We start from the raw sequence: 17526 nt of genomic DNA, 5'->3' as shown, positions 1-17526 counted from the left end.
ACGCGAGCCGCTGCCACCGTGTGCTGGGTTCGAGTGATGCAATTGGGCACGCGGCAGGGCTGCTCTCAAGATTGGCGGCAGCCTGAGCCGCCGAATTCGCCTCATACGCGGGATCGGCCCGGCCGTCGTTTAAACGGCAGCTGTTCCCGTCTGTGGTGGGGCACACGTCCGACGCATGATGCAATGATCTCGTCGGCTAGCTCCCCATTCCTGAGCCTGGTATGGGCAGAGCGCGCGGACGCGCGATGCTCATTGAGCAACAGTGGGCCCGCTTGCCGAGGCAAGCGGGCCCAAATCGGTGTTGAGCTAGCTCCGGTTAAGCGGCCTGCTGGTTCGCGGAGCTTTCCGCAAGTTCAGTGAGCAACTGGTCTGCGTTCTTTTCTTCGTTGAGGGTCTGCTCCAGCAAGTCCGCAGCATCCTGCAGTCCCAACTGCTGCGCCCATGACTTCAGCATGCCATAACGAGCAATCTCGTAGTGCTCCATTGCCTGGGCACTCCCGATAAGAACGGCATCCGAGGCTTCACTGTCCTTGAAGTCCTCCAGATGCTCTTCCATTTCAGCCATCAAACCCTGGATAGCCTCGCAGGTCTTGCCTCGCGCCGCCTTTCCGAAGATTTCGAACACCTGCTGAAGGCGCTCGACTTGTTCTGCGCTTTCTTCGCCATGCTTTTCCAGGGCTTGCTTGAGCTCGGGCTGCTTGGCGGCTTTCGCGGCCTTCTTGAGTGCCCGCACCGAGGTGCGCTCGGCGAAGTAAACATCCTTGAGAGCTTCGTAGAAAGCGTCGCTGAGTGTCTTTTCCGTTGCCATTTTCATGTCCCAGATTGAACCGATAGGGGTGTTGGTCAACTGGACAGGTGCGGAAACGTTGCCTGGGCTTGCACTTAGATCATAGGAGGCAATGACTGCAGCGCTGCCACGCCCGGGGCTGATGCTCTCCGGCGCTCGCGCAGACTAGATTGTAAGCACACGCGTCAACGCTTGCATGCCTGCGATGGACACGCATGCCCTTAACTACTCGCCTGCAGTGGAATAGCTGCTCAAGTTGGCTCCGCTCCGAATTGCCAGGCTGCTCGAGCCGTAGGTTCGACCAGGGCGTGATAACCAAACACATCTTAGTGGAACAGCGTCCGGAGAGACGCCTACAATATACGGCTTAACGCACTGTGTCGTTCGTTGATTAATCGTCGATGGCGAATGATATATATTAACGCACTACTTCGGTATTGTTTTGGCAGCGCACTTCCTGTCATGATCATGACGGTCCGGTTATCGATTTGTCAGGCTACACACGGATAGACAATTAACAAATACACGCAACCGCTGGCGAGTTTGCTTCGTTCTTCCGTCATGCCTGGATAAAACCAGGCTTCGTCCTTCTTGGTCAGGCCGATCCTTATTCGCAAGCGAGCACTCTCATGGTCACCGCATTTATGATCCTTTGCTGTTTGTCCCTTGGCTGCCTTGCTGCGGCAGGGCTCATCATCAGCGCCCAATTGGGGCAAGCGCCCGCAGCTGACGTAGCGGCCAATCAAAACCAGAACGCCTACACTCCAGACGAAGCAGTCGCGGCCGCTTAAGGTCCTGCGCGGCGTCGAGCTAGCGAAAGCGGCATTCGTAGTGTGACGCAAAGCCCACCTGCATCGGCGCGGCCGAACTGCATTGAGCCGCCATTCAGGTCCAGAATCTGTGCAGCCATGGCAAGGCCGAGGCCAGTTCCTGGCCGGCTCTCGTCCAGTCGGCGGCCCCGAATGCCAAGCTGGGCAATCTGCTCGGGGGGTATGCCCGGGCCATCATCGCCAATTTCGAGCACCGCGAAACCACCATCCCTTCGGCTGTGCACCGAAACCCTGCTATGGGCCCACTTCGCCGCGTTCTCGAGGGTAATGCCAACCAGCTCCAGCAGATCCTGGCGGTGCATGTCGACGTCACAATCATCGCCCAGTTGCGCCACCCAGTGCAGATGTTCGCCGTGGCCGGTTTTCTTGAGCACTGTCATTGTGCGGATCACCGCGGTGTTCAGGGACGCGCTGGCGGCATGGGCGGCGGTTCGCACGCGCAGGGAGGCGAGCCGCAATTGATAATCCATGCGTTCGGCCATTTCCTCCGTCAGGCTTTCGATCATGTCCGCGTCGGCGGGATTACCCCTGTTGCGCAGCCGTTCGGCCACTCCGGTAAGGGCTGCAAGGGGGGTTTTCAGTCCGTGCGCGAGGTCGGAAGCCCGCGAGCGGGCCTTTTCTGTAGCGGCATCGCGCGTGGCGAGGAGTTCATTGACTTCATCGATCAGCGGCTCAAGCTCGCTGGGATAGGGCCCTTCCAGCCGCTCCACCTCGCCCCGGCGGATCGCCTCCACTCCGCGGCGCACTGACTGAACCGGGGCGAGGCCCAGCTTGATATGGACCCAGGCCGCCAGCACGATAATGGCGCCCAGCAGGGCCAGCACCTTGGCTGCGTCCCAGGCGAATTCCACTTTGGCGGCATCAAGGGCGGATCGGTCCGCCCCAATCGTGACTAGGAAGGGTCGCTCACCGGTCGAGGTCTCCAGCTCCAGTCTGCGGGTCAGCAGGATTAGCGGCTGCTGTTCTGGGCCTTCGGCATGATGCAGTAGCTCGCCACCAGTGGCGACCGGCGGTGTGGGCAGTACGAAGTCCCAAAGTGACTTGGACCGGGTGACCCCGCCATTGTCGAGCGCCTCGATCTGCCAGTATCGGCCGCTAAATGGGGTTGAGTAAAGCGGGTCCGGCAGGGGCGTGCCGATTGCGGGCGTCGCCACTTCCGGCACGATCTCTGCCGCCAGCCGGTTCAATGCTGCCGCCATTTCGGCGCGCGCGGTGCGCTCGATATTGAGAGTAAAGAGGAATTGCAGAGCCAGCGCTGCGCCCAGAAGGGACAGAACCACCCAGATCAGGGCCAATCCCATCATGCGCAGGCGAAGTGATCTGGGTCTCACCCCTCGTCACCCAGCACATAGCCGAAGCCACGCCTGGTCTTGATCACATTGGGGCCCAAACGCTTGCGTACGCGCCCGACAAGAACTTCGATGGCATTGGAGTCCCGCTCGAAATCCTGGTTATAGATGTGCTCGGTGATCTCGAGTTGCGACACAACCCGTCCGCGCTGGTGCACGAGGTATGCAACCAGCTTGAATTCCTGCGGCGTCAGATCAACGGGAGTGCCATTATTGGTGACCTGCATGGTGCGCGTGTCGAGCAGATATTGCCCAAAGGCAATGCGCGAGGAGGCAAGGCCCGCGGACCTTCGAACGAGGGAGCGGATCCGGGCGATGATCTCCATCATGTGGAAGGGCTTGACCACGTAATCATCAGCTCCCGCCTCGATGCCGTCAACGCGTTCTTCCCACTGGCCCCGCGCCGTCAGGATCAGTACCGGCGTCAGGCGCCCGGCGTTGCGCCAGCGCTTGAGTATTGTCAACCCATCCATTTGCGGCAAGCCGAGATCAAGAATGATGGCGTCGAACGCCTCGGAGTCCCCGCGGAACCAGGCCGATTCACCATCGCTTTCGCGCTCTACGGCAAAGCCGGCGCGGCTCAACGCCGCAACGAGCGTCTCGGCGATCCGATCGTCATCTTCGGCAATCAGCACCCGCATCAGCGGTCCCTCACGGGTCGGCCCGAATTGGCGTAGTAATATTGAACGCTGACGCGGCCAGCCGGCGTCAGTACCTTGATGCCGTATAGCAGGAAGCCGTCCACGGTTAGCAACTCAGCGTCGATAACCTCGCCGCCAGTATTGGCCCTCACATCGGGGAGCAAGCTTTCGAGTGGAACTGCCTTGCCGGAGCGCACTGCTTCTAGAGCTGATCGTTCCGGGCTTTCCCCAACCGGCTCTTCCCTGGATCGCGACTGACCCGGCGCTCCAGCGTTCGCGCGCCCGTTGCTGCCAATCCCTCCTCCCCCATGGCCCGAATTGTTGCCAGGCCCAGCGTTTTCGTTGCCCGGATTGGACGGACCTGCTTCCCCGGCACTACCCGAATTGCCATTGCCGTTCCCCTTGCCGCCGCCATTATTGCCGCCGCCATTATTGCCGTTGCCATTATTGCCGTTGCCGTCCCGGTCACCAGCATTTCCGTTTCCGTTCCCTCCACCGGAGTTCCCGCCAGTCCCGCTGTCGCTGCCCCGGCTTTCCCCTCCACTATTCCCATTCCCATTCCCATTTCCATTTCCATTGCCTTGCGCCCAGCTTGGCTGGCCAAGCAGGGCGAAAAGAGCAAGCGCAGCAATGAGGGTGCGAATTGGCATAACGAAATTGTACCCCTTGTTGCCTGACAAACACCTGACAAAGCCTATCACCGATGGGTCACGGCAGGTGGGTTATGGTGGTAGCGTTGACTTCCAAGGTCCCATGCCTTCTTGGATTGCCCATTCTTGGAGCGTCAGCTAGAAAACGGCGCCAGAAGTATCCCCCCGCGCTTCTGGTGCCGTTTTACTGACCAATCAGCTGACCATTGGCAGGTCGCGGATCCGCCTCAGCGAGGGCATGCCGGGTTCATCGTGGGAAGACACTTACGTCTCAACGCGCTCGCGGGTCGGCCCTGTTCTGAAGTTGGAGAGCAAAGCCGCAGGCAAGTTCGGAGCGGGCCTCGGGTAGCGGGAAAGCCGCATGGTCTCGCCTGCCGAATCTGAAATTTGCGGGACCAGGAACCGCGCGGCCCCTGGGTTTTCAACCCGCATAGGCTGTAGCGCTTGAGCCGCTTACCCGCAGTCAGCGACGGCCCCGAGCAGTTCAACACACCACCAGAGGTGAAAAGAGAGGCAGCGCAGTCGAGAGGAAGCCGGCCGGTTATCTGAACCAGCCGGCGCGTGATCAGCGAACGACGTAGACGATCTGGCGGGTGGCGGGGTCAACCAGAACGGGCTGGCCGTTGATGTAGACGTACTGGTATTCCGTGTATTCAGGGATAGCCTGCAGGGTCACCGTCTCAGGAACACCGGCGCCGATCACGACCTCCCCATCCAGATAAACTGACTCCTTGGGGTTGGAGGTGATGTAGGTGCGAGCGACTTCCGGCGGATCGATCACTGCACCGGCGGTGGCGCCGCTTGCTGCACCGACAACACCACCAATGGCCGCGCCGATGGGGCCGCCGATAAGGGCGCCAACGATAGCACCGCTGGTTGCACCAGCTGCCGCGCCGCCGGGAGCAGCACCTTCATCCTCATAGGTGACGGTCGCAAGCCCCACATCGGAGTAACGCTCCGTCAGCACCACAGCTTCGCCCGAAAGATCGGCCGTAAGATAATCCGAATAGGACCAGCCGGTGGCACCATCATAGCTGACCTGGCACCACTTGCTGCCCTGCAGACAACCACCCACCGTCGCGCTCTCCCCAGCGGCAATGAAGCCTACTGACGCATATTGCGGCCCGGGACCGGAGCGGATGGTGAGATCCGTTGCAGCTGTGGCTGTGGTCGTGGCTGTTGATGTCGGGCTCTGCGCCGCAGCGATGCCAGCAAAGGCGGTGGTCGCCAGAGTGGCAGCGGTCATGAAAGTGAGGAGCTTGTTCATTGTGGTTCTCTTGTTTGCACAACCCAACCCTTACACAGCCCGATCGTTCCACTAAGTGCTTGAAACATTTCTGAAAATCTCTCCGGTTGCGTGTAAGGGTATTGTCATCCAACCAGCGCTACCAGTGCGGCTGAAGCTGCCACTCGGGCCAGCGACCGGCCCCCATTCTGCGGCTACCTGCGGCGCACATCGGCTTGAGCTTCCGATTGCTTAGCTTGAGGCGAAGCAATTACGCTAAAATTTCTATCCACGGTCGAGCAATTCTGCCGGACACAAACACTACCCCTGTTCACCCGCTTTGAAGCCATTCATTGACCGGCCGCAGCTGGCCAATCACATCTGGACGGCAAGGAACAATCCATCAGGAACCATGAGCGGGGTCGCAAGTGGAGGGATGACGCCATGGAAAAAGCCCTGCGGGCGACCTCGCTGCTGCCCCTGATCGATCGCAATCTGTCCCGAGCAGGTCTTGTGGTTGGGGTGATCCTGTTCTGCTTGTCGCTAACCCCTTCGCTGCTGCCCAGAACACCCCCAATTCAAGGCCTGCTTTCGGGCACCACCTTTGCCTTCGGCTACGCCATTGGCGCGACGCTGCAGTGGCTGTGGGACTATATCGAGCTCGGCCGCCCTTTTGGCGCCTATACGCGCCTTGTCAGCTTCCTTGTCGCCGTGCTTTGCGCCGCATTGGTCCTTTACAGCCTGGTGCAGATCGTGCCCTGGCAAAACTCGGTGCGCGCAGCCATGGGCGAGCCACCCGTGCATCGCGGCCACCCGTTTCAGGTGGTGCTCGTAGCGCTGCTGCCCGCCGTTGTGCTGGTTACCCTGGGCACCCTCCTTGTCCACAGTGTCCAGGCCGTGGCGCGGCGGATGAAGCGCTATGTGCCACGTCGGGTGGCGCTCCTCTTGGGTATCACCTTAGTAGGCGTGGTCACCGCCGTGCTGTTCAATGGCGTGCTGCTGCGCTTTTCCCTCGCTTCGGCGGACCGCTTCTTTGAGCAGCTTGACCAGGTCGCGGGCCAGTTTGGCGAACCACCCGCCAATCCGCTCCAGTCAGGCAGCGCCGCTTCGCTCGTGGCCTGGAACACGATCGGGCGGGATGGCCGGGTTTATGTGCAGTCGGGCCCCAGCCAGTCTGCTATCGCCGCCATGATCAGGCGGCCTGCCGAACAGCCACTGCGTGTCTATGTCGGCCTGCGCTCGGCTGCGACCCTTGAAGAGCGCGCCCGCCTCGCTTTGGAGGAAATGCTTCGAGTGGGCGCGTTCGACCGGTCCGTGCTCGTTGTCATCATGCCGGTCGGCACGGGCTGGGTGGATCCGCCCAGCATTGATAGCCTCGAATATCTGATGGCGGGGGACGTCGCCAGCGTTGCGCTGCAATATTCCTATCTCACCAGTCCGCTTTCCCTAGTGGTTCAACCTGAATACGGCACAGAGGCGGCCCAGGCCCTTTTTTCTATCGTTTATCAATACTGGACCAAGCTACCACGCGATACTCGGCCAAGGCTTTATCTCAATGGCCTCAGCCTTGGGGCCAATAGCTCCCAGGCCTCGGCGCAGATCCTTGACCTCTTTGCCGACCCCTATAATGGTGCACTTTGGGCAGGCCCGCCTTTCACCAGTTCCATCTGGGGCTATGCCACCGCCAATCGTGATCCCGGCTCCCCCGAATGGCGGCCCCGCTTTGGCAATGCATCGACGGTACGCTTTGCCAATCGCGGCGCAGAATTGGCTGACCCTGGCACCCCTTGGGGACCGCTGCGGATCGCCTTTCTGCAATATCCAAGCGACCCCATCGTCTTTTTCGAATGGTCGAGCTATCGCACCGAACCGGCCTGGATGATCGGCCAGCGCGGCCCGGGGGTGTCCTCGGCCCTGACCTGGTATCCCCTGGTCACCTGGCTGCAACTGGGCATGGATATGGCTCTCGCCCAGACCTCCCCGATCGGCTATGGCCACAACTACGCCATCGATGATTACATCGACGCCTGGCGCGCCCTCGTCGACCCGCCCGGCTGGAACGATGCCAGCATTGCCGAACTCAAGGAACGCATGGCCTCCTATCCGGCAGGCAAGCCATGAGCACGAGCGTGGAAAAGAATTCTGCCCGCCCTTTGGCGGCACAGCGCTGGCTCTGGAGCCTCCTTGCTGGCCTCGCCTTTGCTGTAACCGCCTTGCTCGCGAGCGCCTCCGCCCAGTTGCGGATTAACCCGGCAGCCTTGGGCAATAGCGGCGAAATCACCGTCGCCAATATTCTCCTCGGTGTCTTCCTTTGTGGCTCTCTAGTCTGGTGGCTGCTTGTTATTCGGCCGGGGCAGGTCAGCTTGGTCAGGGGCGCTGTCGCGGGCGTGCTGGTGGCCTGCTTCTCCTATCCTGCCGTGCTGTTGCTGGCCGAGTTCCTCCATTCGGACGCGCGCGTGGCCGCAGACCTTGCGTCCCTGCTGCGCCAACTCGGCTATGTTCTGGTTCAGTCCGCGTTGGGCTTGGTCACCACCGGCTTTGCTTCTACCATCGCGCTGGCACTGACAGGCATGCTGATCGCCTTCCTGCAGCGCCGCTCTGCCGTTTACCTCGCGCCGTCGACGCGCGGAACGAAGCGGGAAGTGGGCCTGTTGCGGCGGATGTTTCGAGGCCTGGTCTTCTGCGCCGCCTTCGCAGTGGTCACACTAGTTGCCGTGTTTGTCGGGCTGACCGTGCTGCCCACCCCTCAGCTCGCCGCAAGCACGCCCCCTCGCCCGGCTGAAAGCTATGCGCAGGCCCTGGCCGGCTTTGCCGTCATCCAGGCGCAGGAAGCCACTCTGCCGCTGCGGCCGGAATGCCGCTCGCAGTTGCAAACGCATGGGGACAAGGTCGCGGGGGTCGTGATCTATTTCCACGGCTTGACCAGTTGCCCGGCCCAAGGCGACGAACTGGCTTCCCGGCTCTTCGGCCTTGGCTATAACGTCCTCGTACCCCGCCTGCCGGGACATGGCGAAGCCGATCCGCTCACCTTGGCATTGGCCAGTGTCACCGCCGAAGACTTCGTCGATACAGCCGAGTTTGCCATTGCTCTCGCGCAGGGCCTGGGCGACGAGGTGATCATCACCGGCCTTTCGGCAGGGGGAACGATCACCACCTTCGAGACACAGAACGACAGCACCCTGGCGGGTGCAATCTCGGTGGCGCCCTTTCTTGGGCCGGCCTTCTTGCCGCCTTGGGCAACGCAGGCCGCAACGAACCTGCTCCTCCTCTTGCCCAATATGATGCTCTGGTGGAACCCCGAAACGCCCTATAGCTCCCCCCGCATGCCCTATGTTTATCCACGCTTTGCTACCCGCGCCGTGGCCGAATTGATGCGCCTGGGGCGGATCACTGCGGCCCAGGCGGCGTGGGAAGCCCCCGCTGCGCAGGGCATCGGTGTTCTCCTCAACGAGGCAGATCACTCGGTCAATAACGCACTGGCCCAGCAGTTGGTGGCGCAGTGGCGCGAGGATGGACGAACAGTGGACTTGCGATTCCTGCCCCAGGCGGACGGATTGCCCCATGATGTGATTGACCCGCGCGAACCGCATGGCGGGGTGAGCATTGTCTACCCAATCCTGCTCGACATGATTGCGGTCGATAGCAAATGAGCTTGGGCGTGGGCACCATGGCAGCACTGTTCAGTATGGGCCCCGCCTTGCCTGCCTGCATCGGGTGGGGAGCCTATTGATGTCAACAGACGCTCCTCAACGCCGCGCCGCTTGGTACCTCCCCTGGACCCTTGCCGCCGGACTGCTTTTCGCCCTTTTAGCCTTGGGGCTGGCCCCATTACTCGGTCTCAACATCGGAGGAGCCGTTCCCAACAGGGCGGGGAGCGTGCCCTGGCCGGTGCTGCTTGCCGGGGTGTTCCTATGCGGCTGGTTGGTTTGGTGGCTATTGATGCCTAGTTGGACGAGGGTTTCCCCGCTCGCCGGCACTGCAGCGGGGATACTGGCGGCAACCCTGTCCTATCCGGTCGTTCTCGGCCTCAACGAAATGGTGGTCTCCGACACTCCGGCCACTGGCGGCATCCAATGGGTGGTTTGGGTTGCGGGCCTTGGCCTGATGACCACGGGCTTTGCCGCCGCGATGGCGCTGGGGCTGGCGGGCGGGATTTTGGCCTGGGCGCTGATTGCCTTCATCAGGCCGCACGACGCGGCGCGAAATCGCCCGTCCCGGTCTGTTAGGACGCTTTCCCGGAATCTTCGTCGGGCAGCCCGGGTCGGCGCCCTGATCTTTGCTGTCGGCCTGACCGGCTCCTTTGTCATTCTCTCCCTCACCCCTGTGCCGGTGCAGGGATTAAGCGCAAGGCCATCAGCCACCGCGCCGGCGCAAAGCTATGAAGAGGCATTCGCGGCCTTTTACGCGGTGCGGGGGGCGGAAGGCGAACTGGCGCTTCATAAGCGCTGCTCCTCCCAACTCCTCACCCATGGCCGCAAGACCACCATTGCCGTGGTCTTTTTCCATGGCCTTACCAGTTGCCCCGCCCAGGGCGAGGCGCTGGCGCGCTCGGTCTTTGCATTGGGCTACAATGTGTATCTGCCCCGCATGTTCGGCCATGGCGAGGCCGATCCCGACACCGTTTCCCTGGCCGCTCTCACCGCCGAGCACCTGGTGGATCTGGCTAATAGCTCAACCGATCTGGCGCAGGGGCTGGGTGATAACGTGGTGGTTGTCGGTCTATCCGCCGGAGGTACGATCGTCACCTGGGCGGCACAGCACCGATCCGACATTCGCCTGGCCGTCCCGGTATCGCCCTTTCTTGGCCCCTATATCGTGCCGCCCTGGGCCAACACGGCGGCGACCAACCTGCTCCTGTTGTTGCCCAACATGATGTTCTGGATCAATCCGCTGGCGCCGGTGACCGCCCCACAGACCGACTATGTGTTCCCTCGTCCATCGACCCACACCTTGGCCCAGGTGATGCGGCTGGGCGAGGCGGTGATGCATGATGCCGCGCGGGAGCCACCCGCAGTCGCGCGCATCTCGGTTGTGCTCAACGAGGCCGATGTTGCCGTCAACAACCAGTTGACCGACCAATTGGTCAATCTGTGGCGCTCGCGGGACCCGGACGTCTCAACCGAACGGCTGGAGTTCTCCAACCACCTGCCGCACGACCTGATTAATCCGCAGGAGATCTTTGGCAATACCGACCTCATTTATTCTTTGCTCGCGGACATGATCCAAGAGGCGCAAGAATGAATGAGCGCGAGTGGTCCGGGCGGGCGACGTAACCTAGGAACTGACCAGTTTGCCCGAAATTGGCCGACTGCCCATCCCGACGTCCAGCCAATACGTATCTGGCGGGCCAAGTAACCCGTAGGGTTGAGAGCCAGGGTCGGCATCCCGGTGGACGACAGATTTGATTTCGGCCATTCGCCTTCCTGAAGCTCCGGCCCAAACCTGTCCACCTGGCGCCCCCGCCAGCTACCTGACCTTGCCCATATCGGGCAGGAACACCGTCAGCAAGCCGGCGAGTGGCAGGAAGGAGCAGAGCCAGAAGACGTGCTGGATGCTGGTGAAATCCGCGACGGCACCCAGTGCCGCCGCAGCGATCCCGCCAGCGCCGAACGCGAAGCCAAAAAAGATGCCCGCGATCAACCCAATGCGGCCCGGCATCAACTCCTGCGCAAAGACCACAATGGCGGAAAAGGCCGAGGAAAACACCAGCCCGATGATGATGGTGAGGATCACGGTCCAGGTCATGTCGGCATAGGGCAGCGCAAGCGTGAACGGCAGCACCCCCAGGATTGAAAACCAGATTACGAACTTGGCCCCGAACCGGTCCCCGATCGGTCCGCCGAGGAATACGCCGACAGCCGAAGCACCGAGATAAACGAACAGCAGCAACTGCGCGTCCTGCACCCCGACCTGGAATTTGTTGATGAGAAAGAAGGTGTAATAGCTCGATAGGCTGGCGGTGTAGGCATTCTTGGTCAGGGTCAGAACCGTCAGCACGGTCAGCGCAATCATGGTGGTGCGCTGACCGAACATCAACGACTTGCTTGCGGGCGCCTTGCCAGCATTGCTGCGCTGGTGCTCGGCATACCAGTTGCCCACCCGCCACAAGATGAATATGCCGAGCAGGGCGCCGGCAGCGAACAGGCTGATGCTCCATTGCCCGCGCGGCAGCACGATGAAAGCGGCCAGCAATGGTCCGATGGCCGAGCCGGCATTGCCACCAACCTGGAACATCGATTGGGCCAAACCATGCCGGCCGCCCGAAGCCAGGCGGGCGACTCGGCTGGATTCAGGATGAAAGATCGCCGAGCCTAGTCCCACGAATGCGGCACCGATCAGCAACAACCAGTATGTCTGTGCCATGCCGAGGATGATCAGACCCAATAGGCTCGCCGCCATCCCGACGGGCAGGGAATAGGGCAACGGGCGTTTGTCGGTATACATGCCGATTGCCGGCTGCAGCAGCGACGCTACGCATTGAAAGGTCAGCGTCAGCAACCCGATCTGGATGTAGTCGAGCTGATAGTTGACCTTGAGCAATGGATAGATCGCCGACAGCATGGATTGCATGACATCGTTGATGAGGTGGCAAACGCTTACAGCAATGATGATGGGCAGCGTGGTCTTGCCGGCGAGATGAGTCACTGACGAGCTGGCGGTAAGATTCACTTTGGAAGGTCCGGGCGGCGGGAGGATGCTCTTTTCCTCGTAACATGTTAGCTTGCGCGTGTCCTTGCCTGTGTTCAGTCAGGGCATTTCGAGCTGCTGCTAAAAGCAGCATCTCACGAATAAGCGCTGGCAATATCCCTCCTGCTGGCATCAACTTCGGCAACAAAAGCCAGCATCGCCTGGGCCAACCGCTCCGGCGCTTCAAGAGCCGGGTAGTGCCCTACTCCAGCGAGAAGAACTGATCGCACGGTGCCCGCGCTGACCTTGGCCATGGTCGTGGCCGTGAACTCGCCACCACCCGCGCCCACTGCGAGCACGGGCATTGTCAAAGCCTTATCTTGGGCAATGGCGCGAATATCTGCCCCTTCGCGCAGCATGGATCGGTACAGTTTGGCGGCACCTTCCCAGGCGCCCGGACGGGAATAGCTGCGGGCGAATTCGGCAAGGTCGGCGTCCGACACGGCCTCGGCGGTAGCGGACATCGAGCTGAACATGACCCGCAGGAATGCCTCTTCGCGCCCAGCCAGCAACAGCTGGGGAATTTGCGGAGCGGCCAGCACGCCGATATGCCAGGAGCCGGGGTGAAGGGTAACATCGGCAAGCGCCTCAAGGCCAAATCCAGCCAAGCCCATTTCAATGCCGGTGAAACTCGCGACATGCTCGGGATAGGTCGCAGCAAGCCGGAAAACGCCGCCGCCAGCAATGTCTTGCCCGCTCAGATGCACGGGGCCAACATCGAGGTGAGCCACCAACCGGTGTAGATCCTCGGCCACCGCTCTGCTGTCGTAATCCTGCATCGCCCCGCGGGAGCCGCCAAAACCGCGCAGGTCGACGGCAAAGACCCGATGATGCTCGGCGAGGAGAGGCAAGAGCTTGTGGAACGCCCACCAGGTTTCCGGAAAACCGTGAACCAGCAGGATTGGCGATCCCGCGGTACCTGCTGAAACATAATGGATGTCGGTGCCGTCAAATCTCACCAGTTGGTGGCTGAATGCGGCATTGGTTGAGCTCACGGGAGAAAAGTCCATGTCGACCTCTGCTAGACAACCTTGTTGTCTTTCTTCACCAACATAGACAACCTAGTTGTCGTTGTCTAGGGTTCGGCAACCTGGTTGTCATTGCCGGCGCGCAATTGTAGGTTCCGGCTATGGCACGGACCGGCGCTGATCTTGCACTTCTGCTTCTTGGCGGCTTCCGCTTCCTGGCCGATGCGGCCACTGCGGAACTGGCGCGACGCGGCTACGAGGATGTGCGTCCGGCCCATGACTTTGCCATGCGCGCCATTGCGGCTGGCGCTTCCAACGCTTCAGATCTGGGCCGCCGACTAGGGGTGAGCAAGCAGGCAGCGGCAAAGACCATTGCCCTGCTGGAGGAGCGCGGCTATCTCACCCGGGCCGACGATCCTGCGGACGCGCGGCGCAAACTCGTGCAAGTCACCCCAGCGGGATACGGCGTGATGCGTGAAGGCGAGGCGATCTTTGAAGAACTGCGCGCAAGATGGGCAAGCCAGATCGGCGCCGATGAACTGTCGAGGCTGGAAGGCAGCCTCGTTGCCCTTCTGGGCCCCCAACCGATCGATCTCGCTGCCCCGGGGCAGATTGTCTCTGACATCGGCGAAGCTTGACCAGAGAAGCTGCCGGCCGCTAAGCGGCGCTTGATTCAGCAAAATGGGGCGCCTCTGAAGCGCCCCACAATCTTGAGACTGCTTCGGAAAATCAGAACGGGCTGTCGGGGAAGTAGAACTGCTCGGCATTGTCCTGGGTCACGAGCGGCGCGCTCAGGATATATTGCCCCTGCACCGGTGCGTTGGACATGAAATTGGCGACGGTCACGTCCATGGCGGTGGCGATCATGGCGGGTGGATAAAGCACATCGACCGGGATCAACTCGTCCCCATCCATGATGCCCTTGATCACGTCCTTCATCCCGGCGCCGCCGACGATGAACATATCGCCCTCACGGCCCGCCTGGCGCACGGCTTCCACCACGCCCATGGCGATGTCGTCGTCCTGCGCCCAGACGCCATCGATATCGGGGAAGCGCGACAGGAAGTCCTGCATCACTTCAAAGCCGTCATCGCGGTTCCAGTTGGCAAACTCGTTGTCGAGCACAGTGATGCCCGAGCCTTCGATGCCGGCCATGAAGGCGTCGAAGCGCTCGGTATCGATCACGGTCGGGATGCCGCGCAGGATGACGATGTTGTCGCCCTCGCCCAGCCGGGTCTTAAAATATTCGGCCGAAGTGGCGCCCAGCTCGGTGTTGTTGCCGGCGACATAAACGTCCTGGATGGTTTCGTCGGGCAGGCCACGGTCGACCACGGTGATGAAGGCACCCGCTTCCTTGGCCTGGCGCACCGGCTCAACCAACGGGTCGGACTCGAAGGGCAGCACGACCAGGGCGTCGATCTGCTGCACCGAGGTCATGTCCTCGATATCGCCGGCCTGGTCGGCAGGGCTGTCGGCGGTCACGATGGTAATGTCGAGATTGGGATACAGCGCTTCGAGGCGCTTTTCGGCTTCGTTGGCGTGGTAGTTGAGCCCCCCGGTCCAGCCATGGGTGGCCGCCGGAATGGAAACGCCGATCTTGACCTGGTCCTGGGCGAGCGCCGGGGCCGCGAGGGCCGTGGTCGCGGCCAGAGCCAGGGTCAATGCCTTGATAGACATGGGTAGTCCTCCCTTGTGTGGCGCGTTGTGCGCCGGTTTTGCCCCGCCCACTTGGGCCGGGAAATTTCGCTATTCAGCCTTTTTGCGGATGGCGCGCTTGAAGCTGCCGCGCTGCAGGTAGACGGCGGCGACGATGATCACCCCCTGCACGGCCCCATTGAGGTAGTTGGAGATGATATCGGTGAGGTTGAGGATATTGCCGATGGCGGTGAGGATCAGCGCGCCGATCACCGTGCCTCCAATTCGTCCGTAACCGCCCTTGAGCATGGTGCCGCCTATGATCACGGCCGCAATGGCTTCGAGCTCCCACAGAACGCCCGTGGCCGAGGAGGCCGAGCCGAGCCGGGGCACATAGATGATGGTGGCGAGCGATACGCAAAGGCCCTGCAGCACATAGGTCCAGGTGCGGACGCGATCGACCTTGATCGCCGAATAGCGCGCCACCTGCTCGTTGGAGCCGATGGCCATGCAATAGCGCCCGAAGGCCGTGCGGTTCATCAGGATCCAGCCGACGACAGCGACGATAATGAACACCCAGACCGGATAGGGTATGCGCAGGAAGCTATCGTAATAAACCGGCCGGTAGATCTCGCGCGCGCCGCTGTTGAGCGAGAGCGTGCCGCCATCGGCGAAATAGGTCACGAGCGAGCGGTAGATGCCCATCGTGCCCAGGGTGACGATGAAGGCTTCGATCTTGGCCTTGGTGGTCAAAAAGCCGTTGATGAAGCCGGCGCCCAAACCCAGGATCAGCGAACAGCCCACGCCCAGCAGCACGGTCCAGATCGAAGCGCCCATGCTGTCGACGGCCGAGTTCATGATGATGATCATCATGCCGGCAATGAAGGCGGCCATGGAGCCGACCGACAGATCGATGCCGCCGGCCGTGATCACAAAGGTCGCGCCGACGGCGATGATGCCGATAAAGGCCGAGCGGGTCAGCAGATTGGTGACATTGCCCTCGCCCAAAAACAGCGGGTTGAGGCTGTAGCCGAGAATGATCAGCAGGATCAGCGCCAGCAGCGGCCCCAGGATCTTGAGATCGATCTTGAAGCTCTTGGCCGGCTTGCTTGCGGTTTCAGGCACTGACACGCTCATTTTCCACCCCCAGCTTGATGCCGGCCGCGTAACGCATGATCTCGGCCTCGGTGATCTCAGCGCCTTCCAGCACCCCGGCCATGCGCCCGTTGCGCATGACGACGACACGGTGTGAAAGGCCGATGACTTCCTGCATTTCCGAGGAGATGACGATGATCGCCTTGCCCTCGGCGGCCAGCGCCGCGATGATGTGATAAATCTGCTGCTTGGTGCCCACATCGATACCGCGCGTGGGCTCATCCATGATGATGATGTCGGGTTCGCTTTCCATGGTCTTGCCCAGCATCAGCTTTTGCTGATTGCCGCCCGACAGCTTGCCCACCGGCACCGACGGATCGCGCGCGCGCACATCAAAGCGCCGCACCGCGCGCTCGAGCGCCTGCGCTTCGCTGCGCCCGTCGAGAAAGCCGTGGCGCAGGTGCTTTTTCAGCGTCAGCAAGGTGAGATTGGGCTGCAGGCCGGCATTGAGCAGCAGCCCCCGCCCCTTGCGGTCCTTGGTCATATAGGCCAGCCCGGCATCGAGCGAGCTCGCGAGATCCGGGAAATCGGCGGGAGTGCCATGCACCTCCAGAGCCCCGGCAGTTTTACGCGTGAGCCCGACAATGGCTTCGGCCACCGCGGTGCGGCCCGAACCGATCAGCCCGGCAAAGCCGAGGATTTCTCCGCGCCGCAGCTCGAAGGAGATGCCCGAGACCCCGGGCGCGGCGAGATCGCGCACGGAAAGCACGACTTCGCCATCCACATCAGGCTCGTGCTTGGGCGGATAAAGATTGGAGAGTTCGCGCCCCACCATCATCTGGGCAATGGAATCGGGCGTCAGGTTCTCGGTACCGACCGTCGCGATCAGCTGCCCGTCACGCAGCACCGTTACGCGGTCGGCGAGCTCCATGATTTCCTCGAGCTTGTGGGAGATGAAGATCACCGCCACACCCTTGGCCGTCAGCCTGCGGATCTGCTCGAAAAAGGTCTGGGTTTCCCCGACCGACAGCACGGCGGTCGGCTCGTCCATGATGATGACGCGCGCATCGCGGCTGATCGCCTTGGCGATTTCCACCATCTGCTTGTCGGCGACCGAGAGCGTGTTGATGCGCGCATCGGGGTCGATATGGACATGGAGCGTGTCGAGGATGGCCCGGGTCTGCTCGCGCATCTGCTTGAGCTGCAAGAATGGGCCGCGGCGCAATTCGCGCCCGAGGAAAATGGAGTCGGCGACACTCAGATGTTCGGCCAGCAGCAATTCCTGGTGGATTACGACGATGCCCATGGCCGCCGCCTGCCCATCGGGCGGCAAGACCACGGTTTGCCCCTGATAGGTGATGGTGCCCGAGGTCGGCTGCTCGATACCGGAGAGAATCTTGATCAGCGTCGACTTGCCCGCGCCATTCTCGCCGATAATGGCGTGAACCTCGCCGGGCCTGATGTCGAAATCGATGCTGAACAGCACCGGGATATCGCCAAAGGACTTGGAAATGCGGTGGGCCGACAAGATCGGGGACGCATTTGCGTCTTGCGCATCGATCATGCTGCCGCCCTCCCCCAAGCATGGCGCACTTGCTGTGCGGCTCTCTGCTTGAGTGCCGGTGTAAAGGTTTTCAGGATTGATGTAAAGGTTTACAC

General features: G+C 61.6%; 14 protein-coding genes. 5 read left to right on the top strand and 9 right to left on the bottom strand.

All coding sequences use genetic code 11. From position 1 onward, the window contains the following. Positions 1-316: 316 nt before the first annotated feature. From HRU92_RS15660 to HRU92_RS15650, 3 genes are all read right to left on the bottom strand, one after another. Entirely contained in the window at positions 317-808 is a 492-nt protein-coding gene (locus HRU92_RS15660; protein WP_172121891.1) for a DUF892 family protein, read from the bottom strand. Between the two features lie 766 nt (positions 809-1574). Further along, positions 1575-2948, bottom strand: a complete 1374-nt coding sequence (locus HRU92_RS20890; RefSeq protein ID WP_172121890.1) for a HAMP domain-containing sensor histidine kinase — start codon at positions 2946-2948, stop codon at positions 1575-1577. Then, complete coding sequence (locus tag HRU92_RS15650; RefSeq protein WP_172121889.1) at positions 2945-3607, bottom strand: response regulator transcription factor; 663 nt, start codon at positions 3605-3607, stop codon at positions 2945-2947. The genes HRU92_RS20890 and HRU92_RS15650 overlap by 4 nt, the downstream gene beginning before the upstream one ends. A 308-nt stretch (positions 3608-3915) precedes the next feature. Between HRU92_RS15650 and HRU92_RS15645 the strand changes: the two genes are divergently transcribed. Then, entirely contained in the window at positions 3916-4284 is a 369-nt protein-coding gene (locus HRU92_RS15645; RefSeq protein WP_172121888.1) for a hypothetical protein, read from the top strand. Positions 4285-4822: 538 nt separating this feature from the next. Here HRU92_RS15645 and HRU92_RS15640 read toward each other — a convergent pair. After that, the gene (locus HRU92_RS15640) at positions 4823-5524 is read right to left on the bottom strand and encodes a DUF1236 domain-containing protein (RefSeq protein ID WP_248307161.1); all 702 of its coding nucleotides are present in this window, start codon (positions 5522-5524) and stop codon (positions 4823-4825) included. A 402-nt stretch (positions 5525-5926) separates the two neighbouring features. Here HRU92_RS15640 and HRU92_RS15635 point away from each other — a divergent pair, with 402 nt between their 5' ends. From HRU92_RS15635 to HRU92_RS15625, 3 genes are all read left to right on the top strand, one after another. After that, positions 5927-7603, top strand: a complete 1677-nt coding sequence (locus tag HRU92_RS15635; RefSeq protein WP_172121887.1) for an alpha/beta-hydrolase family protein — start codon at positions 5927-5929, stop codon at positions 7601-7603. Continuing rightward, entirely contained in the window at positions 7600-9132 is a 1533-nt protein-coding gene (locus HRU92_RS15630) for an alpha/beta fold hydrolase (protein WP_173088467.1), read from the top strand. Before HRU92_RS15635 ends, HRU92_RS15630 begins: the two co-directional genes overlap by 4 nt. A 79-nt stretch (positions 9133-9211) precedes the next feature. Continuing rightward, complete coding sequence (locus tag HRU92_RS15625; RefSeq protein WP_172121885.1) at positions 9212-10723, top strand: alpha/beta fold hydrolase; 1512 nt, start codon at positions 9212-9214, stop codon at positions 10721-10723. Between the two features lie 225 nt (positions 10724-10948). On the opposite strand, the gene HRU92_RS15620 is transcribed toward HRU92_RS15625, so the two are convergent. Continuing rightward, on the bottom strand, positions 10949-12151 hold the full coding sequence (locus tag HRU92_RS15620) for an MFS transporter (RefSeq protein ID WP_349236659.1): 1203 nt from the start codon (positions 12149-12151) through the stop codon (positions 10949-10951). A gap of 113 nt (positions 12152-12264) precedes the next feature. After that, positions 12265-13179, bottom strand: coding sequence for an alpha/beta hydrolase (locus HRU92_RS15615; RefSeq protein ID WP_172121884.1), 915 nt, complete (start codon positions 13177-13179; stop codon positions 12265-12267). A gap of 119 nt (positions 13180-13298) precedes the next feature. Here HRU92_RS15615 and HRU92_RS15610 point away from each other — a divergent pair, with 119 nt between their 5' ends. Continuing rightward, a complete protein-coding gene (locus tag HRU92_RS15610; RefSeq protein WP_127751640.1) occupies positions 13299-13775 on the top strand; it encodes a MarR family transcriptional regulator in 477 nt (158 codons plus the stop codon). 91 nt (positions 13776-13866) lie between these two features. On the opposite strand, the gene HRU92_RS15605 is transcribed toward HRU92_RS15610, so the two are convergent. From HRU92_RS15605 to HRU92_RS15595, 3 genes are all read right to left on the bottom strand, one after another. Next, positions 13867-14814, bottom strand: coding sequence for a substrate-binding domain-containing protein (locus tag HRU92_RS15605; RefSeq protein WP_172121883.1), 948 nt, complete (start codon positions 14812-14814; stop codon positions 13867-13869). A gap of 69 nt (positions 14815-14883) precedes the next feature. Next, positions 14884-15909, bottom strand: a complete 1026-nt coding sequence (locus HRU92_RS15600; RefSeq protein ID WP_172121882.1) for an ABC transporter permease — start codon at positions 15907-15909, stop codon at positions 14884-14886. Next, entirely contained in the window at positions 15890-17431 is a 1542-nt protein-coding gene (locus tag HRU92_RS15595) for a sugar ABC transporter ATP-binding protein (protein ID WP_172121881.1), read from the bottom strand. The genes HRU92_RS15600 and HRU92_RS15595 overlap by 20 nt, the downstream gene beginning before the upstream one ends. Positions 17432-17526: the final 95 nt, after the last annotated feature.

Source organism: Devosia sp. 1635, assembly GCF_013185955.1.
GTDB lineage: Bacteria > Pseudomonadota > Alphaproteobacteria > Rhizobiales > Devosiaceae > Devosia.
Note: the sequence above shows the minus strand (reverse complement) of the source record. Positions and strands in the feature narration are given on the sequence as shown.

What these genes read in the sequence shown, in the direction of transcription:
- HRU92_RS15660 (WP_172121891.1), bottom strand. Translation starts at nt 808, where the DNA reads ATGGCAACGGAAAAGACACTCAGCGACGCTTTCTACGAAGCTCTCAAG.
- HRU92_RS15615 (WP_172121884.1), bottom strand. Translation starts at nt 13,179, where the DNA reads ATGGACTTTTCTCCCGTGAGCTCAACCAATGCCGCATTCAGCCACCAA.
- HRU92_RS15595 (WP_172121881.1), bottom strand. Translation starts at nt 17,431, where the DNA reads ATGATCGATGCGCAAGACGCAAATGCGTCCCCGATCTTGTCGGCCCAC.
- HRU92_RS15610 (WP_127751640.1), top strand. Translation starts at nt 13,299, where the DNA reads ATGGCACGGACCGGCGCTGATCTTGCACTTCTGCTTCTTGGCGGCTTC.
- HRU92_RS15635 (WP_172121887.1), top strand. Translation starts at nt 5,927, where the DNA reads ATGGAAAAAGCCCTGCGGGCGACCTCGCTGCTGCCCCTGATCGATCGC.
- HRU92_RS15600 (WP_172121882.1), bottom strand. Translation starts at nt 15,909, where the DNA reads ATGAGCGTGTCAGTGCCTGAAACCGCAAGCAAGCCGGCCAAGAGCTTC.
- HRU92_RS15640 (WP_248307161.1), bottom strand. Translation starts at nt 5,524, where the DNA reads ATGAACAAGCTCCTCACTTTCATGACCGCTGCCACTCTGGCGACCACC.
- HRU92_RS15605 (WP_172121883.1), bottom strand. Translation starts at nt 14,814, where the DNA reads ATGTCTATCAAGGCATTGACCCTGGCTCTGGCCGCGACCACGGCCCTC.
- HRU92_RS15630 (WP_173088467.1), top strand. Translation starts at nt 7,600, where the DNA reads ATGAGCACGAGCGTGGAAAAGAATTCTGCCCGCCCTTTGGCGGCACAG.
- HRU92_RS15650 (WP_172121889.1), bottom strand. Translation starts at nt 3,607, where the DNA reads ATGCGGGTGCTGATTGCCGAAGATGACGATCGGATCGCCGAGACGCTC.
- HRU92_RS15645 (WP_172121888.1), top strand. Translation starts at nt 3,916, where the DNA reads ATGGCCCGAATTGTTGCCAGGCCCAGCGTTTTCGTTGCCCGGATTGGA.
- HRU92_RS15625 (WP_172121885.1), top strand. Translation starts at nt 9,212, where the DNA reads ATGTCAACAGACGCTCCTCAACGCCGCGCCGCTTGGTACCTCCCCTGG.